This window comes from Pseudomonas guariconensis (assembly GCF_900102675.1).
GTDB lineage: Bacteria > Pseudomonadota > Gammaproteobacteria > Pseudomonadales > Pseudomonadaceae > Aquipseudomonas > Aquipseudomonas guariconensis.
On sequence record NZ_FMYX01000018.1, the window covers coordinates 20,151 to 42,158 of the forward strand.

Sequence of the window (22,008 nt, forward strand, 5' to 3'; positions counted from 1 at the left end):
GGGAGTATAAGGCGCGCTGCCAGTACGCGGCAAAGCGTCGCGTAGATGCTGTTACGCTGTCGGACTGATAGAATCGCCGCCGGTTCACACGAGGTTATTCCATGCACGACACGCACAACGAGCGCATGAGTGGCAGCGAAACCCGCGCTGCTGGCGGCCTGGCCCTGGTCTTTGCCTTTCGTATGCTGGGCATGTTCATGGTCCTGCCGGTGCTGGCGACCTACGGCATGGACCTGGCCGGTGCCACGCCGGCGCTGATTGGCCTGGCCATCGGGGCCTATGGCCTGACTCAGGCTGTCTTGCAGATCCCGTTCGGGATGATTTCCGATCGCATCGGCCGCCGTCCGGTCATTTACCTCGGATTGGTGGTGTTTGCGCTCGGCAGTTTGCTGGCGGCCCAGGCGGACTCCATCTGGGGCGTGATCGCCGGTCGCATCCTGCAAGGTGCCGGGGCGATTTCGGCCGCCGTCATGGCGCTGTTGTCCGACCTGACCCGTGAACAGCACCGCACCAAAGCAATGGCCATGATCGGCATGAGCATCGGCCTGTCGTTCGCGGTTGCCATGGTCGTCGGCCCGTTGCTGACTCGTGCCTTCGGCCTGTCAGGATTGTTCCTTGCCACGGCAGGACTTGCCCTGGTGGGTATCGTGCTCATCGCCTTCGTCGTGCCTAGCGCACACAGTGCCCTGCAGCACCGAGAGTCGGGCGTGGCCCGCAAGGCGCTCGGCCCGACGCTGCGTCATCCGGACCTTCTGCGCCTGGATGTGAGCATCTTCATCCTCCACGCCATCCTCATGGCCAGCTTCGTCGCGCTGCCCTTGGCCTTCGTCGAGCGTGGCGGCCTGCCGAAAGAGCAGCATTGGTGGGTGTACCTGACCGCGTTGCTCGTTTCATTTTTTGCAATGATCCCCTTCATCATCTATGGCGAGAAGAAGCGCAAGATGAAACGGGTGTTGCTCGGCGCGGTCAGTGTGCTGCTGATGGTCGAGGTGTTCTTCTGGCAGTGGGCTGACAACTTGCGCGGACTGGTGATCGGCACCGTGGTATTCTTTACGGCATTCAACCTGCTGGAGGCATCGCTGCCTTCGCTGGTGAGCAAAGTGTCGCCCGCAGGCGGCAAAGGGACGGCCATGGGGGTATATTCCACCAGTCAGTTCCTAGGCGCCGCACTGGGAGGAATCATCGGTGGCTGGTTGTTCCAGCACGGTGGTCTGGGCATGGTGTTCCTCGGTTGCGCAGGGCTGTGCGCCATCTGGTTGGCCACGGCATTGAGCATGAACGAGCCGCCGTATGTAACCAGCCTGCGCATGCCGCTGTCGCCTGAAGGTGTCCGGGAAGCCGGGCTGACCGAGCGCCTGCTGGCTGTGCCGGGTGTGACCGACGCCGTAGTGGTGGCGGAAGAAGCCGCCGTCTATATCAAACTGGATACGAAAATTTTGGACCGTGCGACCCTTGAGCGTCTGGTGAACCCAGCGTCTTCGGCGTGCGAAGCCTAGGAGAACGTTATGGCCCGTGGGGTTAACAAAGTCATTCTGGTCGGCACTTGCGGTCAGGATCCCGAAGTCCGCTACCTGCCCAACGGTAACGCCGTGACCAACCTGAGCCTGGCCACCAGCGAGCAGTGGACCGACAAGCAGTCCGGCCAGAAAGTCGAGCGCACCGAGTGGCACCGTGTTGCCATGTTCGGCAAAGTCGCCGAAATCGCTGGCGAATACCTGCGCAAAGGTTCCCAGGTGTACATCGAGGGCAAGCTGCAGACCCGCGAGTGGGAAAAAGACGGCATCAAGCGCTACACCACCGAAATCATCGTCGACATGCAGGGCACCATGCAGCTGCTGGGCGGTCGTCCGCAGAACCAGCAACAGGGCGGCGACCCGTACAACCAAGGTGGTGGCAACTACAACCAAGGTGGTGGCCAGCAGCAGTACAACCAGGCGCCACGCCAGCAGGCTCCGCGTCCACAGCAGGCTCCACAGCGTCCTGCGCCACAGCAGCCAGCTACGCAACCGGCCGCTGACTTCGACAGCTTCGACGACGATATTCCGTTCTAACGGATCGCTGCCCGATCAGTACTCGAAAAAAAGCCGCAGCCAGGCAACTGGCTGCGGCTTTTTCATGCGCGCTCTAAAACGGGGTCAATAGAACAACCGTGGCTCTGGTGAGTCCAGCAAGCTGGCCAGTTTGGTCAGCGCAAAAGCGAGCTCGTCCCGGGTGGGGGCCATCAGCGCAATGCGCACGCCGTTGGGCGCGTCGCTGCGTTGAGGCAGGAATTGGCTACCGCTGACGACAGTTACGCCGTTGCTGCGTGCCAGGTGGGCGAATTCATCGCTGGTCCAAGGGGCTGGGAGTTCGAGCCAGAGATGGAAACTGTGGGGTTGGCTGCGGATCGAGTACTTGCCGAGGATGTTCTTGGCCATCTGCTGGCGTGCGGCGGCTTCCTCCTGCTGGGTTCTTAACAGTTGGTCCGCCCTGCCGCTGTTGATCAAGTTGCTGGCGAGCTGGGCCATCAAGGGCGAGGGCATCCAGACGCTGCTGCGCACCATCGAGGACAAGCGCGACAACATGTGTGGCGGTGCATACAGATAACCGATGCGCAGCGCCGGCAACACGCTCTTGGACAGGCTGGTCAGGTAAATGGAACGCTCCGGTGCATAGGCGGCCAGGGGCTTGTAGCTGGACGTCGGCGCCAGGAATCCGTAGATGTCGTCATCGATGATGACCAGGTCGAACTCGCGGGCAATAGCGGCGATGGCCTCACGCCGGGCGTGGGGCATGATCGAGTTGGTCGGGTTCTGGTGTGTAGTTACACAAACCAGCAGGGTAGGGCGATGCTCGAGGCAGGCGGCGCGCAGCGCCTCAGGAATCAGGCCATGCTCATCCACGGCCACGCCCTGAAGGCGCCGGCCCAGGCTGTGGGCCAAGGAAATGATACCGGGGTAGCAGAAGGATTCGCACAGAATCACATCGTCGGTTTTCGACAGGCTGCTGAGGGCGACCAGCAGGCCGTGCTGGGCGCCGGAGGTCAAGACCACCTGCTGCCAGCTGGCATCCGGAAGCCAGCGCCTGATCCAGGCCGCGCCCGCTTCCTTGTGGACGGCATGACCACCGTCGGTGACGTAATCGAGCGCCTGGATCAGGTCGGCGGCGTCGGCCAGCTCGTGGAGCGAGCCGCGCAACCACTGTGTCATGTGGGCGTCGTTTGGCTTGATGATCGACAAATCGATCTGGCCGTTTTCATTGCTGATGCCCGTGCTGCGAGTTGCCGGGGCAGCAGGGGCTTTTGAGGGGCGTACAAAGGTGCCGCGTCCTACTTCGCCGATCACCAGACCCCGCTTGGCCGCCTCATCATAAGCCCGGCCAATGGTGCCTGGCGTCACGCTCAGGCGCTCGGCCAAGTCCTTGAGCGTCGGCAATCGGTCGCCGGCTACCAGCTTCCCGCTGGCAATGTCCTGTTCAAGGGCATCGGCGATCATCAGGTAAACCGGTTGCGTCAGGGCGCTGTAATGAGGAACCCACATGAAATGGCACCAGTATAGGGTGAGCGGGCAAGCCTAGCATGAATGCAATAGGGGTGTAATCAAGGTGAATTACTCCCCAAGTCCATTACATGAAGTCACTTGATTTCGCATATGCAGACAATAATTACTTATCAATCAAAGGGTTGTGCGAATTGGTAAGATCAAGGAAATAAAGTAATTGAATCGATGATATTTTCCTGATTACCATCATTGGATCGATGTAATCTCGCCGTAACAAGCACCTGACCTGATGTTCGACCGCTGGAGATCCTTATGAAAACCGCATTTGTAACTGGCGCTTCCGCAGGCTTTGGCCGCGCCATCTGCCGTACGCTGGTCGCCGAGGGCTACCGGGTCATCGGTGGCGCTCGGCGCATGGACAAACTCAAGGAGCTCGAGGGCGAACTGGGCGACTCGTTCATCCCGCTGGCGCTGGATGTCACTGATCCGGCCTCGGTGGACGCGGCTGTCGAGTGGATCGGCAAGGCCTCGTTGAACATCGATGTGCTGGTAAACAATGCCGGGCTGGCGCTGGGCATTGATCGGGCGCAGCAGGCCAGTGCCGAGAACTGGCAGCGGATGATCGACACCAACATCACCGGCCTGACGATGGTCACACATAAAATCCTCCCCCGCATGGTCGAGGCCGACAGCGGCCTGATCGTCAATATCGGCTCCATCGCCGGCACCTATCCGTACCCGGGCGGTAACGTGTATGGCGCCAGCAAGGCATTCGTCCGACAGTTCAGCCTCAACCTGCGCGCCGACCTCGCCGGCACCCGGGTACGGGTGAGCAACATCGAGCCGGGCCTGTGTTCGGGTACCGACTTCTCGGTGGTTCGACTCAAGGGCGACCTGGACGCCGTGGAAGCGCTGTACCGCGACGTCGAGGCGCTTCTGCCCGAGGACATCGCCGCCACCGTAGCCTGGATCGCAGCCCAACCGGCGCATGTGAACATCAACACCATCGAGATCATGCCGGTGGCGCAAAGCAGCGCGGGGCTGAACGTGGTGCGTAATCTGCCTCGTACCGCGCAGGCGTGAGGGGCAAGGGCTGTTTCACTGATGAAACAGTCCTTTGAGCCATGTCATCGCGTATTCAGGATTCTTGGCTAGAGTTAGGGTTGGTGGCCATCCGTTGGCCGCCACCGTGAAGTCCTTGAGGCGTCGGCGATGTCCCGACGTCCAGAACCTGATCAGGAGTGCACGATGGACCTCAACCGTCGGCAGTTTTTCAAGGTCGCCGCGATCGGCCTTGGAGGCTCGAGCCTTGCGGCGTTGGGCATGGCCCCGACCCCCGCGTTCGCCGAGCAGGTGCGCCACTTCAAGCTGGCGCACACCAAAGAAACCCGTAACACCTGCCCCTACTGCTCGGTCGGCTGCGGCCTGATCATGTACAGCCAGGGCGATGCGGGCAAGAACGTCAAACAGAACATCATCCACATCGAGGGCGATGCGGACCATCCGGTCAACCGCGGGACCTTGTGCCCGAAAGGTGCGGGCCTGCTGGACTTCATCCACAGCCCGAACCGCCTGCAATACCCCGAAGTTCGCAAGCCTGGCAGCAAGGAGTGGACCCGGATCAGCTGGGACGAGGCGCTCGATCGCATCGCCGATCTCGTGAAAAAGGACCGCGACGCCAACTTCATCGAGAAGAACGCCCAAGGGCAGACGGTCAACCGTTGGCTCAGCGTGGGCTTTCTCGCAGCGTCCGCCGCTTCCAGCGAAGCTGGCTATCTGACGCATAAGGTCATTCGTTCATTGGGTGTTCTGGGGTTCGATAACCAAGCGCGTGTCTGACACGGCCCGACGGTGGCAAGTCTTGCCCCGACGTACGGCCGTGGTGCCATGACCAATCACTGGTCCGATATCGCCAATGCGAATCTGGTCCTGGTGATGGGTGGCAACGCAGCAGAAGCGCACCCGTGCGGCTTCAAGTGGGTGACCGAGGCCAAGGCGCACAACAAGGCGCGGCTGATCGTGGTCGACCCGCGGTTCACGCGTACCGCCTCGGTGGCGGACTATTACGCGCCGATCCGTACCGGAACCGACATCGCCTTCATGGGCGGGTTGATCAACTACCTGCTGAGCAACGACAAGATCCAGCACGAATACGTGCGCAACTACACTGACGTGTCGTTCATCGTCAAAGAAGGCTATGGCTTCGAGGACGGGCTGTTCAGTGGCTATGATGCGGATAAACGCATCTACGCCGACAAGTCCGGCTGGGGCTATGAGTTGGGCGAGGATGGTTTTGCCAAAGTCGATCCGACCTTGCAGCACCCGCGTTGCGTCTACCAGTTGATGAAGCAGCATTACAGCCGCTACACCCCGGAAGTGGCGAGCATGACCTGCGGCATGCCCCAGGACGCCATGATGAAGGTCTGGGAAGAGATCGCCACCTGCTCGCAGCCGGGCAAGACCATGACGATCCTGTATGCACTGGGCTGGACGCAGCATTCGATCGGTGCACAGATCATCCGTAGCGCGGCCATGGTCCAGCTGCTGCTGGGCAACGTCGGCATGCCGGGGGGCGGGGTCAACGCCCTGCGCGGTCACTCCAACATCCAGGGCCTGACCGACCTGGGGCTGCTGTCCAACTCGCTGCCCGGTTACCTCACCCTGCCCGGCGATGCCGAGCAGGACTACGCCGCCTTCATCGACAAGCGCGCCTCCAAACCGCTACGCCCAGGGCAGTTGTCCTACTGGCAGAACTACGGCAAGTTCCATGTCAGCCTCATGAAGGCTTGGTACGGCCCCAACGCTACCGCCGAGAACCACTGGGGCTATGACTGGCTGCCCAAGCTCGATGTGGGCTCCTACGACGTGCTGCGCATGTTCGAGATGATGAGCCAGGGCAAGGTCAACGGCTACTTCTGCCAGGGCTTCAATCCGATCGCCGCGTTGCCGGACAAGAACCGCGTCACCGCTGCGCTGGCCAAGCTCAAGTGGCTGGTCGTGATGGATCCGCTGGCCACCGAGACGTCCGAGTTCTGGCGCAATGCCGGGCCCTTCAACGACGTCGATACCGCCAATATCCAGACCGAAGTGATCCGCCTGCCCACCACCTGTTTTGCCGAGGAGGATGGCTCGCTGGTCAACAGCAGTCGCTGGTTGCAGTGGCACTGGAAGGGCGCCGATGGGCCGGGCGAGACCCGCACCGATGTGCAGATCATGAGCGAGCTGTTCCTGCGCTTGCGTCATCGCTACAAGACCGAGGGCGGTGCGTATCCTGATCCGCTGCTCAACATCAACTGGCCTTACAAGATTCCCGAAGAGCCTTCGCCTGAGGAGTTGGCCAAGGAAATGAACGGCTGGGCGGTCGGCGACTTCACCGACCCTACCGGTGCCACGCTCAAGGCTGGCCAGCAACTGGCAGGCTTCGGCCAGCTCAAGGACGACGGCAGTACGGCGTCCGGCTGCTGGATCTTCGCCGGTAGTTGGACCGAGCAGGGCAACCAGATGGCCCGGCGCGACAACAGCGACCCTTACGGCATGCATCAGGTGCAGAACTGGGCCTGGGCCTGGCCGGCCAACCGCCGCATCCTCTACAACCGCGCCTCCAGCGACCCGCAAGGCAAGCCTTGGGATCCGGAGAAAAAACGCCTGGTGTGGTGGAACGGCAAGGCCTGGACGGGGACCGACGTGCCGGACTTCAAGGTCGACTCGCCGCCGGAAGCGGGGATGAACCCGTTCATCATGAACCCCGAGGGGGTAGCGCGGTTCTTCGCCATCGACAAGATGGCCGAGGGGCCGTTCCCCGAGCACTACGAGCCGTTCGAGACGCCCATCGGCATCAACCCGCTCAACCCGCAGAACAAGAAGGCCATCAGCAACCCGGCCGGGCGCGTGTTCGACTCGGTATGGGACACCCTGGGCAAGGCCGACGAGTTCCCTTACGCGGCGACCACCTACCGACTGACCGAGCACTTCCACTTCTGGAGCAAGCACTGCCGCCTCAACGCCATCGCCCAGCCCGAGCAGTTCGTCGAGATCGGCGAGGTACTGGCCAACGAGAAAGGCATCAAGGCGGGCGACCGGGTGCGGGTCAGCTCCAAGCGCGGGCATATCGAGGCGGTGGCGGTGGTGACCAAGCGGATCCGTCCGCTGAAGGTCAACAACCAGACCGTTCACCAAATTGGCATTCCGCTGCACTGGGGCTTCACCGGCATCACCCGGCACGGCTACCTGACCAACACCCTGGTGCCGTTCCTGGGTGATGGCAATACCCAAACGCCGGAGTCCAAGTCGTTCCTCGTCAACGTGGAGAAAATCTAATGGCCCAGCAAGACATCATCGCCCGCTCGGCCACCACGACCGTACCGCCTTCGGTGCGCCAGCAGCAGGAAGTCGCCAAGCTGATCGACACTACCAAGTGCATCGGCTGCAAGGCCTGCCAGGTGGCGTGCTCGGAGTGGAACGAACTGCGTGACGAGGTCGGCCACAACCATGGCACTTACGACAACCCCCAGGACCTGACCGCCGAAACCTGGACCCTGATGCGCTTCACCGAGCACGAACGCGACGATGGCAACCTGGAGTGGCTGATTCGCAAGGATGGCTGCATGCACTGCGCCGAGCCAGGTTGCCTGAAGGCCTGTCCGAGCCCGGGGGCGATCATCAAGCACGCCAACGGCATCGTCGACTTCAACCAGGACCACTGCATCGGCTGCGGTTATTGCATCACCGGCTGCCCGTTCAACATCCCGCGGATTTCGCAGAAAGACCACAAGGCCTACAAATGCAGCCTGTGTTCCGACCGCGTGGCCGTGGGCTTGGAACCGGCCTGCGTGAAGACCTGCCCGACCGGGGCGATCGTCTTCGGCAGCAAGGATGAAATGAAGGTGCATGCCGCCGAGCGCATCGTCGACTTGAAGTCCCGGGGCTTCGACAAGGCCGGGCTGTATGACCCGGATGGCGTCGGCGGTACCCACGTGATGTATGTGCTGCACCACGCCGACACGCCCAAGTTGTACGCCGGGCTGCCGGATGCGCCGGTAATCAGCCCGTTGGTGGGGTTGTGGAAAGGCATCAGCAAACCGCTGGCGCTGCTGGCGATGGGCGCGGCAGTGCTGGCGGGGTTCTTCCACTATGTGCGGGTCGGCCCGCAGCGGGTCGAGGAGGACGACGCCCTGGCGCCTGCCGATGACAGCGTGCATCAGGTGGACCCGTCGGTGCATGTCTATGATCCGACCAAGCCGGGTGGGCAAGGGGGGCCGCGGCCATGAGCGACAACAAACCGATCCTGCGCTACAACGCCAACGAGCGCAGCAACCACTGGGTCGTCGCGATCCTGTTCGTGATGGCCGGGCTGTCGGGGCTGGCACTGTTCCATCCGGCGCTGTTCTGGCTCAGCCATCTGTTCGGCGGTGGTCCGTGGACGCGCATCCTGCACCCATTCCTGGGCGTGGCGATGTTCGTGTTCTTCCTGGGGCTGGTACTGCGGTTCTGGCGAGCCAACTTCATCACTGCCAATGATCGTTTGTGGCTGCGCCGTATCGACCGGGTGATGCGCAACGAGGAGGAGGGCGTACCTCCGATCGGCAAGTACAACGCTGGGCAAAAGCTGCTGTTCTGGACCCTGCTGCTGTGCATGCTGGTGCTACTGGTCAGTGGCGTGGTGATCTGGCGCGCCTGGTTCAGCCAATACTTCGACATCGGAGCGATTCGCCTGGCGACCTTGCTTCATGCGCTGGCGGCGTTCGTGCTGATCCTCAGCATCATCGTGCACATCTATGCCGGCATCTGGATCAAAGGCTCGGTAGGCGCCATGCTGCATGGCTCGGTCAGCCGCGCTTGGGCACGCAAGCACCATGAGTTGTGGTATCGCGACGTGACCGGCGACAAGTCTCCGGGCAATCACGGCAGAAAAGAAGGATGAGCGCTTGAGCACGATACTTGAACCCGGGCAGATCGAAGCGTCGGCCGTGGCGCCGCCGTTTCTGAACCTGCCGCCCGCCAACCTGTTCGAACGGCGCGCCGAGCGCCTGGAGCACCTGGCCGAGGGCAATGCCCTTGGCCAGTACCTGATGCTGGTCGCGCGGTTGTGCCGCCTCCAGCAGCAGCTTGTGGATAACCCGCCCGGTGACTTGCCGGTGGCACACGAGCGCCAGCGCCTGTGCATAAGGCATGGCTTGCCGCCGCTGGCAGCCGACAGCCTGGTACGCGAGGGGTCTTGGCTGGCTTGGCTGCAGGCGCTGCTCGAGCGCTTCGATGAGGCGTCCGACGGGCCCTTGGGCGAGGCGCTGCGGACCTTGCGGGAAAGCGACGACAGTCAGCGCAAAGGCTGGGCCATTGCCCTGCTGGCCGGCCAGTACGATGCCGTGCCGGCGGCGCTGGTGCCCTTTATCGGCGCTGCGCTGCAGGCGGCCTGGTCCTATTGGCTGCTGGCGCTGCCGGAGGCTGAACTCAAGCCCGCCGACAGCCTGGCCCAATGTCCGGCCTGTGGATCACCGGCCATGGCTGGGGTGGTGCGCAACCGCGGCAAGCACAATGGCCTGCGATACCTGGTCTGTTCACTGTGTGCCTGCGAGTGGCATGTGGTGCGGGTCAAGTGCGTGTACTGCGAATCGAGCAAGGACTTGCGTTACACCAACCTCGAGGATGACCGGCACGCGCCAGGCAAAGCGCCACTGCGCGCCGAATGCTGCCCTGGATGCCAGCGTTACCTAAAGCAGAGCTACTTGGAGAACGACGCTGCGGCCGAGCCGCTGGCCGATGACCTGGCGAGCCTGGCGCTGGATATCCGCCTGGACGAGGAGGGCTTCCAGCGGCTGGCGCCGAACCTGATGCTGGCGCCGGGATAGAGGAGAGTGTCTACACTGCAACATCGAGTTGCCCTGTTCGCGGGTAAGCCCGCTAGCAGGGCACAACAGACTAAGGATCAGTTTAAGGTAGTACTGCATGTCCTCGAGCCCCGCCAGCGGCACCCCACGCCTGCCGTCCATCGACACCCTGCTACGCCACCGAACCTGCGAGCCGCTGATCGAGCGCCATGGCCGCGAGGCAGTACTAGCCACCCTGCGTCAGCTGCTTGGCGATCTGCGCGAACCCGCTCGCCTTGGCCAGATGAGTGCAGTCGAGCTGGCGCCGGATGTCCTCAATGGCCGCGCCGGCGAACGCCTGGCCATCCAGCAGCGCAGCCAGGTCCGCCGTGTTTTCAACCTTACCGGCACGGTGCTGCACACCAACCTTGGCCGAGCGCTGTTGCCTGAGGAGGCAGTGGAGGCCATGCAGATCGCCGCGCGCCACCCGCTGAACCTGGAGTTCGACCTGGCCACCGGCAAACGTGGTGATCGCGACGACCTGATCGAAGGTCTGATCCGCGAGCTCACCGGGGCCGAGGCCGTGACGGTGGTCAACAACAATGCCGCTGCCGTGCTGCTGGCACTCAACAGCCTGGGCGCGCGCAAGGAGGGCGTAATCTCCCGGGGCGAGCTGATCGAAATCGGCGGCGCCTTCCGTATCCCCGACATCATGGCCCGCGCTGGTGTCCGCCTGCATGAGGTCGGCACCACCAACCGCACCCACGCCCGTGACTACGAAGGTGCGATCAACCCGCGTACCGGCTTGCTGATGCGGGTGCATTGCAGCAACTACAGCATCCAAGGCTTCACCACCCAGGTATCGACCGCCGAGCTGGCAGCCATCGCCCACGCCCATGGTTTGCCTCTGCTGGAGGACCTGGGCAGCGGCAGCCTGCTCGACCTCACCCGCTGGGGCCTGCCGGCTGAGCCCACGGTGCGCCAGGCCCTGGCCGACGGCGCCGACATCGTCACCTTCAGCGGCGACAAGCTGCTCGGTGGACCCCAGGCCGGCATCATCGTCGGGCGCAAGGAGCTGATCGCCAAGATCAAGAAGAACCCCCTCAAGCGCGCTCTGCGAGTCGACAAGATCACCTTGGCCGCGCTGGAGGCCGTGCTGGCGCTGTACCGCAATCCGGATCGGCTGGCCGAGCGCTTGCCCAGCCTGCGCCTGTTGACTCGCCCTCAGGAAGAGATTGCGGCCCAGGCCGAGCGCCTGGCTCCAGCGCTCGCAACCTGCCTGGGGGCGCAATGGACCGTGAGCGTCGAGCCGGCCTTGGGCATGATCGGCAGTGGTAGCCAGCCGGTGGCGCGTCTGCCCAGCGCCGCCCTGTGCCTGCGTCCGCAGGTGTCGAAGAAGCTGCGTGGGCGCAGTTTGCACGTGCTGGAGCGCGCCTTGCGCGATCTGCCGGTGCCGGTGCTCGGACGCATCGACGACGACGCCCTGTGGCTCGACCTGCGTCAGCTCGACGATGAGGCCCACTGGCTGGCGCAACTGCCAGCACTGCGCCTGGGGCCGGTCCAGTGATCGTCGGCACCGCCGGCCATATCGATCATGGCAAGACTGCACTGCTCCAGGCCCTGACCGGCCAGGCCGGTGACCATCGCCAGGAAGAGCGCGCCCGGGGCATGACCATCGATCTCGGCTACCGCTATGCTGCGCTGGCCGAGGGGGCGCCCTTGACGGGTTTCATCGACGTCCCCGGACACGAGCGCTTCATCCACAACATGCTCGCCGGTGCCCATGGCATCGACCTGGTGTTGCTGGTGGTGGCCGCGGACGACGGCGTCATGCCGCAGACCCGTGAGCACCTGGCGATCATCGAGCTGCTGGGCATCCCCCAGGCCTTGGTGGCGATCAGCAAGTGCGACCGGGTCGAGCCGCAGAGGGTGACGCAGGTCCAGGCTCAGGTGTCGGCGCTGCTGGCGCCCGGGCCCTATGCGCAGGCGAAGCAGTTCCCGTTGTCCAGCCTCACCGGGGAGGGCGTCGAGGCGTTGCGCCAGGCGCTGCTGGACGCTGAACACACTGTAGGTCAACGCAGCGCACGCGGCGGTTTCCGTCTGGCCGTGGATCGGGCGTTTGCCGTGGCCGGCGCCGGCGTCGTGGTCACCGGCACCGCCTTGGCCGGGCAGGTCAGCGCGGGTGATACCTTGCTGCTGGGCAAGGCCGGCAAGCCGGTACGGGTGCGCGGGCTGCACGCGCAGAACCAGGCCGCGTTGGTGGCCCAGGCCGGCCAGCGAGTGGCGCTTAACCTCCACGCCGAGCGCCTGGCGCTGGAGCAGATCCATCGGGGCGACTGGCTGGTACCGGACTGGCTGCATGCACCCTGCATGCGGGTGGATATCGATCTCACGTTATTGCCCAGCGAGACGCGTACCTTCGAGCATTTCAGCGCCGTGCACGTGCATCTGGGCACTCAGGATGTCACGGCGCGTGTCGCGTTGCTTGAGGGGGAGAAACTGCAGGCAGGCCAACGGATGTTCGCCCAGTTGCTGCTCAACGCACCTTTGCAGGCGGTGCATGGCGATCGGCTGGTGATCAGGGATCAGCGCGCCCAACGTACCTTGGGCGGTGGGCGTGTGCTCGATCCCTTTGCCCCGAGTCGGCAGCGGCGAAGTGAAATGCGCCTGCGGCAGTTGCAGGCTCTGAGCGAGGCCCATGCCTTGGAGCAGGCCTTGCCGGCCTTGCTCGATGCCGCTCCTGGCGGGCTGGATCCGCAACGCTTGGAGCGTCAGTTCAACCGACAGCGCGAAACCTGGGCATTACCTGAAACGGTCCAGGTCATCGCCACGCGGCAAGGGCCATTGCTATTCGCCAGGCACCACTGGCAAGCGCTGAAAGAGCGGGTCACGATGCAGTTGGCGCTGTTCCATGAGCAGGAGCCTGACCAGCTGGGGCCGGATCGCGACCGCCTGCGCAGGTTCGCCGCGTTGCCCATGGAGCGTTCGGCGTTCGTCAGTTTGCTGGAGGAGTTGCTCGAAGCCGGCGTAGTCGTCAGTAGCGGGCCGTGGTTGCATTTGCCGGAACATAAAGTGCAATTGAGCGACGCCGACGCTGTCTTGTGGGCGCTGCTGGAGCCTGAGTTGTCGAGGGGGGAGTACGATCCGCCCTGGGTCAGGACGTTGGCCGCGGCGCAAGGACGCGATGAAGCCGACGTGCGCCTGTTGCTGCGCAAGCTGGCGCGGCTGGGGCTGGTGCACCAGGTGGTGCGCGATCTTTTTTACCCTGAAGCGACTGTCCGGCGCATGGCAGACATGCTGTTGCAGCTGTCGGCCAGTACGCCGATAGTGCAGGTGGCCGCGTTTCGCGATATGTTGGGCATCGGTCGCAAACGCAGTGTTCAGATCCTCGAATACTTCGACCGAATCGGCCTGACCCGGAGGGTCGCCGACCAGCGTTACATCCGAGCCGACAGTGCACTGGCCGAGCAGCAGACCAGGCACTGACTACAAGGAAGGCAATCGCGCCCGGTGGCGCGGCCGGGCTTCAAACCCGGTTGGGGACGGCATCCGTTCCCGGGCAGGTTCGACTCCCGCTGCCTTCCGCCATTTCTCCGAGAACCTCTGGGGAGCGAGTTTATCGAGGCGTCGAACCGCCGCGAATGCGTCAGTCTGGACGACCTTCAGGCCCGCTCACCGCACAGGTCCAGGGCAAACCAGTGCTCTGCCGCCTGCACATCCAGCCCTGCGCCCAGCAGTGCGAACAGCTTGCCCAGCGCCGCCTCGCGGGTCATGCCGCCGCCGCTGACCAACCCGGTATCGCGCAGGCGGCTGCCAGCGGCATAAGTATCGAACACCACCGAACCTTCAGGGCACTGGCTGATCGCAACGATCATTACCCCGCCTGTGCGGGCTTCGTGCAGCGCGTCCAGCAGCGCCTGGTCATCCGAAGGGCCGGTGCCGCTGCCATAGCATTCCAGCACCAGACCCTGCACGCCGGTAGCGAGCATCGCCTGCACGAAGCCGGCCTGCAGGCCAGGCACGACCGGCAGCACCGCAAGGCGCACCGGCTGGCGGCGTTGGCGATAATCCAGTGTCGGCGGGATCGCCGTGGCGCGCTCGCCTTCGCGGTGGCGGGGCAGAGCTGCGAAGGCATCGAAGGCTTCGCTGCGCAGCTTCGAGGCCCGGCAGCCATGCAGCAATTGGCCATGGAAGTACAACTGCACGCCATTGCCCAGGCCGCTTTCGAACAAATTCAGGGCGCCAAGCAGGTTGTCCCAGGCGTCGCTGTCCGGCGCACCGGCCGGCAGCATCGAGCCGGTCAGCAACACCGGTACAGGCAAGCCCAGCAGCAGGAACGACAATGCCGCCGCGCTGTAGGCCAGGGTATCGGTGCCATGCAGCACCAGCACACCGTCATGGCCGTCGTGTTCCACCGCCTCGACGATGGCATCGCGCATGGCCAGCCAGTTGGCCTGTTGCATGTTGGCGCTGTCGATCAATGGGTCGAGTTCGCGCAGCGACCACTGAAGGCGGGGCGCCACGGCGTGCAGCGCCAGGTGCTCGCGCATTCGCGCCTCGAAGCCGCTGGCCGGCGCCAGGCCCTCAGGGGTCTGCAGCATGCCGATGGTGCCACCGGTATAGAGGACGAGAAGATTCTTGACTGCACGCATGGAAAGCATCCGTAGCGATGAGCGGAGAAGGAAAGCCGCCCCGGACGGGGCGGCTGGGCAGCAGAGGATATCAGCGCTGTGGCTGAGCTTGGGCGACGGCTTTGTCAGCGGCGGTTTCAGCCTGAGGATTGGCCGGCCAGGCGTTGCGGTCCAGGTCCAGGTCTGCGAACTTGCTGGAGTCGAACACCGGCTGGTCGATGCCCGCGCGGCGCTGTTCGTCGTAGTCGCGCATCACGCGCAGACCGACCTTGAATAGCAGGGCAAGAGCGATCAAGTTGACGAACGCCAGGCAAGTCATGGTGATGTCGGCGAAGGCGAACACGGTCGACAGGTCTTGCATCGAACCCCATACCACCAGCGCCAGTACCAGACCGCGGAAGATCATCAGCACGACGCGGTTGCGGCTGAGGAACTGCAGGCTGTTCTCGCCCAGGTAGTAGTTGTAGAGGATGCAGGTGAAGACGAACAGCGACAGGGCGATGCTGACGAACAGACGGCCCCAGTCACCGACCACGGCGGCCAGCGAGTTCTGGGTCAGGACGATGCCATCACCTTCGAAGCCCGGGGTGTAGAAGCCCGACAGCAGGATCAGCAGCGCAGTGCAGGTGCAGATCACGAAGGTATCGAGGAACACGCTGAAGGCCTGGACCACGCCCTGGGCGCCCGGGTGCTTCACGGCGGCCACGGCGGCGACGTTCGGCGCACTGCCCAGGCCCGCTTCGTTGGCGAACACGCCACGCTTCACACCCATGACGATGGCGCTGCCGAGCAGGCCGCCGAACGCAGGGTCGAGGCCGAAGGCGCTCTTGAAGATGGTTTCCAGCATGGCGGGGACGTGTTCGATCTGGGTGCCGATCACGTACAGGGTCACGCCGATGTAGGCCAGGGTCTTGATCGGAACCAGCAGGTCCGACACCGCGGCGATGCGCTTGATGCCGCCGATGAAGGTAATGGCCAGCAGCACGGCCAGGACGATGCCGGTGTGCTTTGGATCGAAGGCAAAGGCGTTCTGCAGCGAGTGGGTCACGGTGTACGACTGCAGGCCGATGAAGGCGAAGCCGTAGGTGACAAGCAGCAGGATCGAGAACACGATCGCCATGCTTTTGAGCTTCAGGCCGTGCTGGATGTAGTACGCCGGGCCGCCGCGGTACAGGCCGTCGCCGTCGGCGCGCTTGTAGACCTGGGCCAGGGTGCATTCGAAGAAGCTGCTGGACATGCCCACCAGCGCGGTGACCCACATCCAGAACACGGCGCCTGGGCCACCGAGGGTCACGGCGATGCCGACGCCCGCGATGTTACCTGCGCCTACACGGCCGGCAAGGCTCAGCATCAGGGCCTGGAACGAGCTCAGTTGGCCTGCCTGGCCGCGGAGGGATTCCTTGAAGACCCCGAACATGTGGCCGAAATGACGGAACTGGACGAACCGAGAACGGATGGTGAAGTAACCGCCGAGTCCGACGATCAGCACGATGAGGAGTTTCCCGGAAAGGAAATCGTTGAGTGCTTCGAGCATTGAAAAATGACCTCGATTCTTATTGTTCGTGTGGAAAGACCAGCGGGCGGCAGGCGCACCGCTATTGGGGGCGCATGGTTGGCCATGACAACAACGGTTACAATTTCGCGTGTTGCTCTGACTTGATGCGACTTGATGCTAAACTTGCACCACTCGCATCATATGGACCCTTCTCATGGGCGATCATTTCGCTATCAATCTCAAACTGGCGTGCAGTCATTACCGCTCTATTTCAGAGGTTTGCCGACAGCTTTCGATCAACCGCGCGCAGTTCAACAAGTACCTCAGCGGCCAGAGCCGTCCGACGGCTTACAACCTCAAGCGCATCGGCGACTTCTTCGGTGTCGAGGAATACGAATTGGGTCTGCCGCCTGAGCAGTTCGCCCGCCTGATCGGGGCTCGCAATCTGTCGGCCGAATCCGGACCGCAGAACGACCCGATCAGCGAGCTGTTCAAGCCGCTGCATGCCCATGCGGGCAATCTGTCGCGTTATTGCGGCTATTACTTCGAATATTCCAACTGCATGTCGGTCCCAGGCTCGATTCTGGTGTCGCTGGTGCACCTGTGGGAGGAGCGCGGCAGCTTTCTGTTCGAGCGCCAGGAGCGACAGGAGCGCTCCAGTGCCACCGATCTGCATGCAGAGGTACGTTGCCGCTACCTCGGCGCAGCCTTCCAGTTGCAGGACCGGGTCTTTCTGATCGACTACGAATCACTGACGCTCAACGAGATGAGCCAGACCGTGCTCATCCCCAGCTTCAAGAGCCGCATCACCCGGCTCAACGGTTTGAAGACCGGAGTCTCCAGTGGGGATCGGCGCAACCCGGCCTGTACCCGCGTGGTATGGGAGTACCTGGGCGAGGAGATCAACCGCATCAACGCCTACCGCCAGGTGAGGCTGTACCGCCCGGACGACCCGCGCATCGATGACGACGTACGCGAGCGCCTGAAGGCAGGGCCGATCAGCAACGGCTTGTTCGAGATCGAGTGAGCGCGGTCCCGCGACGCATGCGCCGCGCTGCTTGGCAATTCGTCATCGACGCCGGATGTCCTGTCGCGCCCAGGCATGTGCTGTGGTTGGACTTCCCCGAGAGGAACCCGCAAAATGTCCGCTTCTTTCTATCAACCTGTTCGGATCTGCTGACTCTATGCGTATGCGCCTGATGCTGTTGGGTGGTGGCAATGCCCTCGGGCAAGCGCTGATTCGTCTCGGGGCCGAAGAGGACATCGGATTCCTGGCGCCGCGCCCACCGGAGAACGGCTGGGGGCCGGCCAGTCTTACGCAATTGCTTGACGATCACCGTCCCGATGTCGTGGTCAACCTGGCGTACTATTTCGACTGGTTCCAGGCCGAGTCGGTCAGCGAACAACGCCTGGCGTTGCAGGAGCGGGCCGTTGAGCGGCTGGCCGAGCTCTGCCAGCACCACCAGATCATTCTCGTGCAGCCTTCGAGCTACCGAGTGTTCGATGGCTCAAGGGCCACGGCCTACAGCGAAAAGGATGAGCCGGTGCCCTTGGGCCTGCGTGGCCAGGCGCTCTGGCGGATCGAACAGAGCGTTCGGGCGACCTGTCCGCAGCATGTGCTGCTGCGTTTTGGCTGGGTGCTCGACGAAAGCATCGACGGCGTGCTCGGCCGCTTCCTCACCCGCGCCGAACAACCCCAGGAGCTGCTGCTGGCCGATGACCGCCGCGGCAATCCGACGCCGGTCGACGACGCCGCACGGGTGATTCTCTCGGTGCTCAAGCAGCTCGATTGCGACGCACCCCTGTGGGGTACCTACCACTACGCCGGCAACGAGGCGACCACGCCGCTGGCGCTGGGCCAGGCGATCCTCGGCGAGGCGGCGCAGTGGCACAAGCTGGCCGTGCAGGCCCCTACGCCCCAGGCCCATGCCGCGCGCCCCGATGCCAGCGAGGAACCGCAGAACGCGGTGCTGGCCTGCAAAAAGATTCTTCACACCTTCGGCATCAAGCCCCGCGCCTGGCGCGCCGGCTTGCCGTCTCTACTGGACCGGTTCTACCGACATGGCTGACGCCCCCATCCTGATCACCGGCGGTGCCGGCTTCATTGGCTCCCACCTGTGCGATGCGTTGCTGGATAAAGGCTATGCGGTACGGGTGCTCGATGACCTCTCCACCGGCAAGCGCGCCAACCTGCGTCTGGACCATCCCGGCCTGGACCTGGTCGAAGGCGACGTCGCCGATGCCGAACTGGTACGCCGGGCCACGGCAGGCTGTCGCGCCGTGGTGCACCTGGCCGCGGTCGCGTCGGTACAGGCGTCGGTCGAAGACCCGGTGCGTACCCACCAAAGCAACTTCATCGGTACCCTCAATGTCTGCGAAGCCATGCGCCTGGAGGGCGTGCGGCGTGTGTTGTTCGCCTCCAGCGCGGCGGTTTATGGCAACAACGGCGAGGGCCAATCGATTGCCGAGGACACGCCCAAGGCGCCGCTGACCCCTTATGCGGTGGACAAGCTGGCCAGCGAGCAGTACTTGGACTTCTATCGTCGTCAGCACGCGCTGGAGCCGGTGGTGTTCCGTTTCTTCAATATCTTCGGACCGCGCCAGGATCCATCTTCGCCCTATAGCGGGGTCATCAGTATCTTCTGCGAACGTGCTACCCAAGGCCTGCCGATCACGGTCTTCGGCGATGGCGAGCAAACGCGAGACTTCCTATACGTGGGCGATCTGGTCCAGGTGATGGTCCAGGCGCTGGAACTTGAACAGGTCGAGGAAGGCGCGGTGAACATTGGCCTGAACCAGGCGACCTCGCTGAACCAGTTGCTGGCGGCGCTGGAAAAGGTGGTCGGCAGTTTGCCTGCCATCCATCACGGGCCGGCGCGCTCGGGCGACATCCGCCATTCACGGGCGGACAACTCCCGCCTGCTGGCGCGTTTCGACTTCCCGCAGCCTACCTCGATGGTCGACGGATTGGCCCGGCTGTTGGGCAAAGCCTGATCTCCTTGATCAGCGCGCGTCACGGGTCATTGCCCATGGCGTACGCGCTGGCGATGGCAGTCCTGCGGGCCGAGTAAACGGCCATCCTTGGCCCGCACCTGCAGGCGTTCGATGGGTTGGCCGTTGACGTTGTCCAGCAGCACCGAGCGCTCATCCCCCGCCTTGAACAGGAAGCGCTCCCCCCACTGGCGTAAGCCAATGACCACAGGAAAGACCGCGCGCCCTTGCTCGGTCAGCACGTATTCCTTGTAGGCACTGCCATCGGACGCCGGCTGCAGTTCGAGCAATCCGCTTTCCACCAGCAGCTTCAGCCGCGCGGCCAGGATGTTCTTCGCCAGTCCCAGGTTTTTCTGGAACTCACTGAAACGTCGCAGGCCATCGAAGGCGTCTCGCAGGATCATCATCGACCAACGGTCGCCGATTACGTCCAGGGCACGGGCCACCGGGCAGGGGTCGTTTCTCTCGTCGGGCATGGGCGTACTCTGTGCGGGATAACTGGTTGCAGATTAAAACCAGCTTTGCTAAATAGCCAGCAGCTGGTTTCTATTTGAAACCAGATTGCCTGAGGAGCTTGCCATGCCTTCCCTGACATCCGCGTCGCCTGGCCACATGCAGCCAAGCCGGGCGCTGACCTTGCTGCTCGCGGCCGCCTGTGCCCTGGCGGTCGCGACGGTGTACTTCGCCCAACCTTTACTCGAATCCATGGCGCGCAGCCTGGCGATACCCCAGGCCTACATCGGCTTAGTGGTGGGCGCGACCCAGGCGGGGTACGCCATTGGCTTGCTACTGATTGTTCCGTTAGGCGATCTGCTTGATCGCAAGCGCCTGATTCTTGGTCAATTGCTGATGTCGGCGTTGGCATTGCTGGCAGTGAGCATGGCCTGGGATTGGGCCGTGCTGCTGGCAGCCATGGGAATGGTCGGGCTGATGGCGGTGGTGGTTCAGGTAATGGTCGCTCATGCCGCAACCTTGGCTTCGCCGTCCAGACAAGGGCAGGTGGTGGGCACGGTCACCAGTGGCGTGGTGGTGGGTATCCTGCTGGCGCGTCTGGTCGCAGGTGGCCTTGCCGACCTGACCGGCTGGCGTGGTGTCTATGTCGGGGCGGCCGGCTTGTCGCTGGCGATGGCATTGCTGTTGTGGCGGGCGTTGCCTGCTGTCGCGCGCAATCAACAGGGGCCGGGGTACTGGAGACTGCTGGGCTCGCTGGTCGGGTTGTATCGGCATGATCGGCTGTTACGCCAGCGTGGCCTGTTCGCGTTGCTGGTCTTCGCCGTCTTCAGTGTGTTCTGGAGCGCCATGGTATTGCCCCTGAGCGTTGCGCCCTTGGCCCTGAGCCCTACCCAGGTTGGCCTGTTCGGTCTGGCGGGCCTGGCCGGTGCTTTGTCGGCGTCGTGCGCTGGACGCCTGGCCGATCGCGGGCTGGGCAACCGTACCACTGGCCTGGCATTGGGGCTGCTGGCGTTTTCATGGCTGCCGAGCGCCCTGCTCGAGCAATCACTATGGGCCTTGGTGGTGGGGGTGTTGATTCTGGATTTAGCAGTGCAGGCGGTGCATGTGACCAACCAGAGCCTGCTGCTGGCCGGACGTGGCGAAATGGCGAGTCGGCTGATCGGCGCCTACATGTGCTGTTATTCGATCGGCAGTGGGTTAGGGGCGGTGGCCGCGACCTGGGTATATGCCCGATGGGGCTGGCTGGCGGTGTGTGGCCTGGGCGCGTCGATCAGCGCTTTGGCCTTGGGCTACTGGGGGTGCCTGGAGTTTGGCGGGAGCGTGAAGCGTGACATGGCGGCCGAGGCCGCCATGTCGGGTGGGGATCAGAACTTGTAGCCCAGGCCCACCATGTAGACCCACGGATCGACATCCACGTCGACCTTGGTCTTGCCCACGCTCAGGGCGCTTGGGCCGTCCACGGTGGCCTTGGTGTCGATGTCGATGTACCAGACCGAGGCGTTGACCAGCAGATTCTCGGTGAGCATGTAGTCCATGCCCAGCTGGGCAGCCAGACCCACCGAATCTTGCAGCTTCAGGTTGCTGAAGCCCTGCTTCTTGCGGGAGCTGCTGAGGTCTTCATCGAAGAAGGTGGTGTAGTTGATGCCAACGCCCGCGTAAGGCTGGAACTTCGAGGAAGGCTCCATCGGGTAGTACTGCAGCGACAGGGTCGGCGGCAGTTGCTTGATGTCGGCCAGCTTGCCATCCAGGCCAGGGCCAAGGCCTTTGACAGCTACGGTGTGGTTGAACGGCGTGGCAGCCAGCAGCTCCAGGCCGACGTGGTCGGTGAGCATGTAGGCGAAGGTCAGGCCCAGCTGGGTGTCGCTGTCCAGGGTCGCCTTGGTGCCCGATACCTTGGTGCCATCGAGCTTGAGGTCGCTGCTGTCTTCGTTCGGCGCTACGGTGATGGCACCGGCACGCATGATGAAGTCACCGGCCTGGTGGGCATGGGCGACGGGGGCAGCGAGCGCCAGGGCAATGAGCGAGGCGCCGAGCAAGGACTTGTTCATGGAAGCTCCCAAAGGACGTAAGTAATCGAGTAGTCCAATGGTAAGGAGCCGGCCGAAACGAACTGTTGATTCAGCTCAACGAAGACGTGTCACAACGCCTAAACAGCG

General features: G+C 63.5%; 18 protein-coding genes and 1 tRNA gene. 14 read left to right on the forward strand and 5 right to left on the reverse strand.

Annotated elements, in window-relative coordinates; translation table 11 throughout:
- The first annotated feature begins 101 nt into the window (after nucleotides 1–101).
- Together BLS27_RS22725 and BLS27_RS22730 are read left to right on the forward strand one after the other, a co-directional pair.
- Nucleotides 102–1,496, forward strand: coding sequence for an MFS transporter (locus BLS27_RS22725; RefSeq protein WP_043210280.1), 1,395 nt, complete (start codon nucleotides 102–104; stop codon nucleotides 1,494–1,496).
- A 9-nt stretch (nucleotides 1,497–1,505) separates the two neighbouring features.
- Nucleotides 1,506–2,051 (forward strand): single-stranded DNA-binding protein, encoded by a 546-nt coding sequence (locus BLS27_RS22730; protein WP_090346909.1) that lies wholly within the window; start codon nucleotides 1,506–1,508, stop codon nucleotides 2,049–2,051.
- Nucleotides 2,052–2,135: 84 nt separating this feature from the next.
- On the opposite strand, the gene BLS27_RS22735 is transcribed toward BLS27_RS22730, so the two are convergent.
- Complete coding sequence (locus BLS27_RS22735; RefSeq protein ID WP_090346910.1) at nucleotides 2,136–3,518, reverse strand: aminotransferase-like domain-containing protein; 1,383 nt, start codon at nucleotides 3,516–3,518, stop codon at nucleotides 2,136–2,138.
- A 273-nt stretch (nucleotides 3,519–3,791) separates the two neighbouring features.
- Here BLS27_RS22735 and BLS27_RS22740 point away from each other — a divergent pair, with 273 nt between their 5' ends.
- From BLS27_RS22740 to BLS27_RS22780, 8 genes are all read left to right on the forward strand, one after another.
- Nucleotides 3,792–4,562 carry an SDR family NAD(P)-dependent oxidoreductase gene (locus BLS27_RS22740; RefSeq protein WP_043210271.1) on the forward strand — a complete coding sequence of 257 codons (771 nt, stop codon included), beginning with the start codon at nucleotides 3,792–3,794 and terminating at the stop codon, nucleotides 4,560–4,562.
- A gap of 165 nt (nucleotides 4,563–4,727) precedes the next feature.
- The gene (gene fdnG / locus BLS27_RS22750) at nucleotides 4,728–7,796 is read left to right on the forward strand and encodes a formate dehydrogenase-N subunit alpha (protein WP_139205773.1); all 3,069 of its coding nucleotides are present in this window, start codon (nucleotides 4,728–4,730) and stop codon (nucleotides 7,794–7,796) included.
- Nucleotides 7,796–8,746 carry a formate dehydrogenase subunit beta gene (gene fdxH, locus BLS27_RS22755; protein ID WP_043210267.1) on the forward strand — a complete coding sequence of 317 codons (951 nt, stop codon included), beginning with the start codon at nucleotides 7,796–7,798 and terminating at the stop codon, nucleotides 8,744–8,746. The genes fdnG and fdxH overlap by 1 nt, the downstream gene beginning before the upstream one ends.
- Nucleotides 8,743–9,399 carry a formate dehydrogenase subunit gamma gene (locus tag BLS27_RS22760; RefSeq protein ID WP_090346912.1) on the forward strand — a complete coding sequence of 219 codons (657 nt, stop codon included), beginning with the start codon at nucleotides 8,743–8,745 and terminating at the stop codon, nucleotides 9,397–9,399. Before fdxH ends, BLS27_RS22760 begins: the two co-directional genes overlap by 4 nt.
- A gap of 4 nt (nucleotides 9,400–9,403) precedes the next feature.
- Nucleotides 9,404–10,324, forward strand: coding sequence for a formate dehydrogenase accessory protein FdhE (gene fdhE, locus BLS27_RS22765; RefSeq protein WP_090346913.1), 921 nt, complete (start codon nucleotides 9,404–9,406; stop codon nucleotides 10,322–10,324).
- A gap of 97 nt (nucleotides 10,325–10,421) precedes the next feature.
- Nucleotides 10,422–11,849 (forward strand): L-seryl-tRNA(Sec) selenium transferase, encoded by a 1,428-nt coding sequence (gene selA / locus BLS27_RS22770; protein WP_090346914.1) that lies wholly within the window; start codon nucleotides 10,422–10,424, stop codon nucleotides 11,847–11,849.
- Nucleotides 11,846–13,768, forward strand: a complete 1,923-nt coding sequence (gene selB / locus BLS27_RS22775; RefSeq protein WP_090346915.1) for a selenocysteine-specific translation elongation factor — start codon at nucleotides 11,846–11,848, stop codon at nucleotides 13,766–13,768. The genes selA and selB overlap by 4 nt, the downstream gene beginning before the upstream one ends.
- A 6-nt stretch (nucleotides 13,769–13,774) precedes the next feature.
- Nucleotides 13,775–13,870, forward strand: a tRNA-Sec gene (locus tag BLS27_RS22780).
- A gap of 74 nt (nucleotides 13,871–13,944) precedes the next feature.
- Here the strand turns inward: BLS27_RS22780 and BLS27_RS22785 are convergent.
- Together BLS27_RS22785 and BLS27_RS22790 are read right to left on the reverse strand one after the other, a co-directional pair.
- On the reverse strand, nucleotides 13,945–14,934 hold the full coding sequence (locus BLS27_RS22785) for an asparaginase (protein ID WP_090346916.1): 990 nt from the start codon (nucleotides 14,932–14,934) through the stop codon (nucleotides 13,945–13,947).
- Between the two features lie 70 nt (nucleotides 14,935–15,004).
- Nucleotides 15,005–16,447 carry an alanine/glycine:cation symporter family protein gene (locus tag BLS27_RS22790; protein WP_043210256.1) on the reverse strand — a complete coding sequence of 481 codons (1,443 nt, stop codon included), beginning with the start codon at nucleotides 16,445–16,447 and terminating at the stop codon, nucleotides 15,005–15,007.
- 175 nt (nucleotides 16,448–16,622) lie between these two features.
- On the opposite strand from BLS27_RS22790, the gene BLS27_RS22795 reads away from it, so the two are divergent.
- From BLS27_RS22795 to BLS27_RS22805, 3 genes are all read left to right on the forward strand, one after another.
- Complete coding sequence (locus BLS27_RS22795; RefSeq protein WP_043210254.1) at nucleotides 16,623–17,435, forward strand: helix-turn-helix domain-containing protein; 813 nt, start codon at nucleotides 16,623–16,625, stop codon at nucleotides 17,433–17,435.
- 157 nt (nucleotides 17,436–17,592) lie between these two features.
- On the forward strand, nucleotides 17,593–18,477 hold the full coding sequence (locus tag BLS27_RS22800) for a sugar nucleotide-binding protein (protein WP_043210252.1): 885 nt from the start codon (nucleotides 17,593–17,595) through the stop codon (nucleotides 18,475–18,477).
- On the forward strand, nucleotides 18,470–19,402 hold the full coding sequence (locus tag BLS27_RS22805; protein WP_090346917.1) for an NAD-dependent epimerase/dehydratase family protein: 933 nt from the start codon (nucleotides 18,470–18,472) through the stop codon (nucleotides 19,400–19,402). The genes BLS27_RS22800 and BLS27_RS22805 overlap by 8 nt, the downstream gene beginning before the upstream one ends.
- A gap of 26 nt (nucleotides 19,403–19,428) precedes the next feature.
- Here BLS27_RS22805 and BLS27_RS22810 read toward each other — a convergent pair whose 3' ends face one another.
- Nucleotides 19,429–19,875 (reverse strand): winged helix-turn-helix transcriptional regulator, encoded by a 447-nt coding sequence (locus BLS27_RS22810; RefSeq protein ID WP_090346918.1) that lies wholly within the window; start codon nucleotides 19,873–19,875, stop codon nucleotides 19,429–19,431.
- Nucleotides 19,876–20,011: 136 nt separating this feature from the next.
- Here BLS27_RS22810 and BLS27_RS22815 point away from each other — a divergent pair, with 136 nt between their 5' ends.
- The gene (locus BLS27_RS22815) at nucleotides 20,012–21,229 is read left to right on the forward strand and encodes an MFS transporter (RefSeq protein WP_090346933.1); all 1,218 of its coding nucleotides are present in this window, start codon (nucleotides 20,012–20,014) and stop codon (nucleotides 21,227–21,229) included.
- On the opposite strand, the gene BLS27_RS22820 is transcribed toward BLS27_RS22815, so the two are convergent.
- A complete protein-coding gene (locus BLS27_RS22820) occupies nucleotides 21,217–21,900 on the reverse strand; it encodes an OmpW/AlkL family protein (protein WP_043210247.1) in 684 nt (227 codons plus the stop codon). The genes BLS27_RS22815 and BLS27_RS22820 overlap by 13 nt on opposite strands.
- Nucleotides 21,901–22,008: the final 108 nt, after the last annotated feature.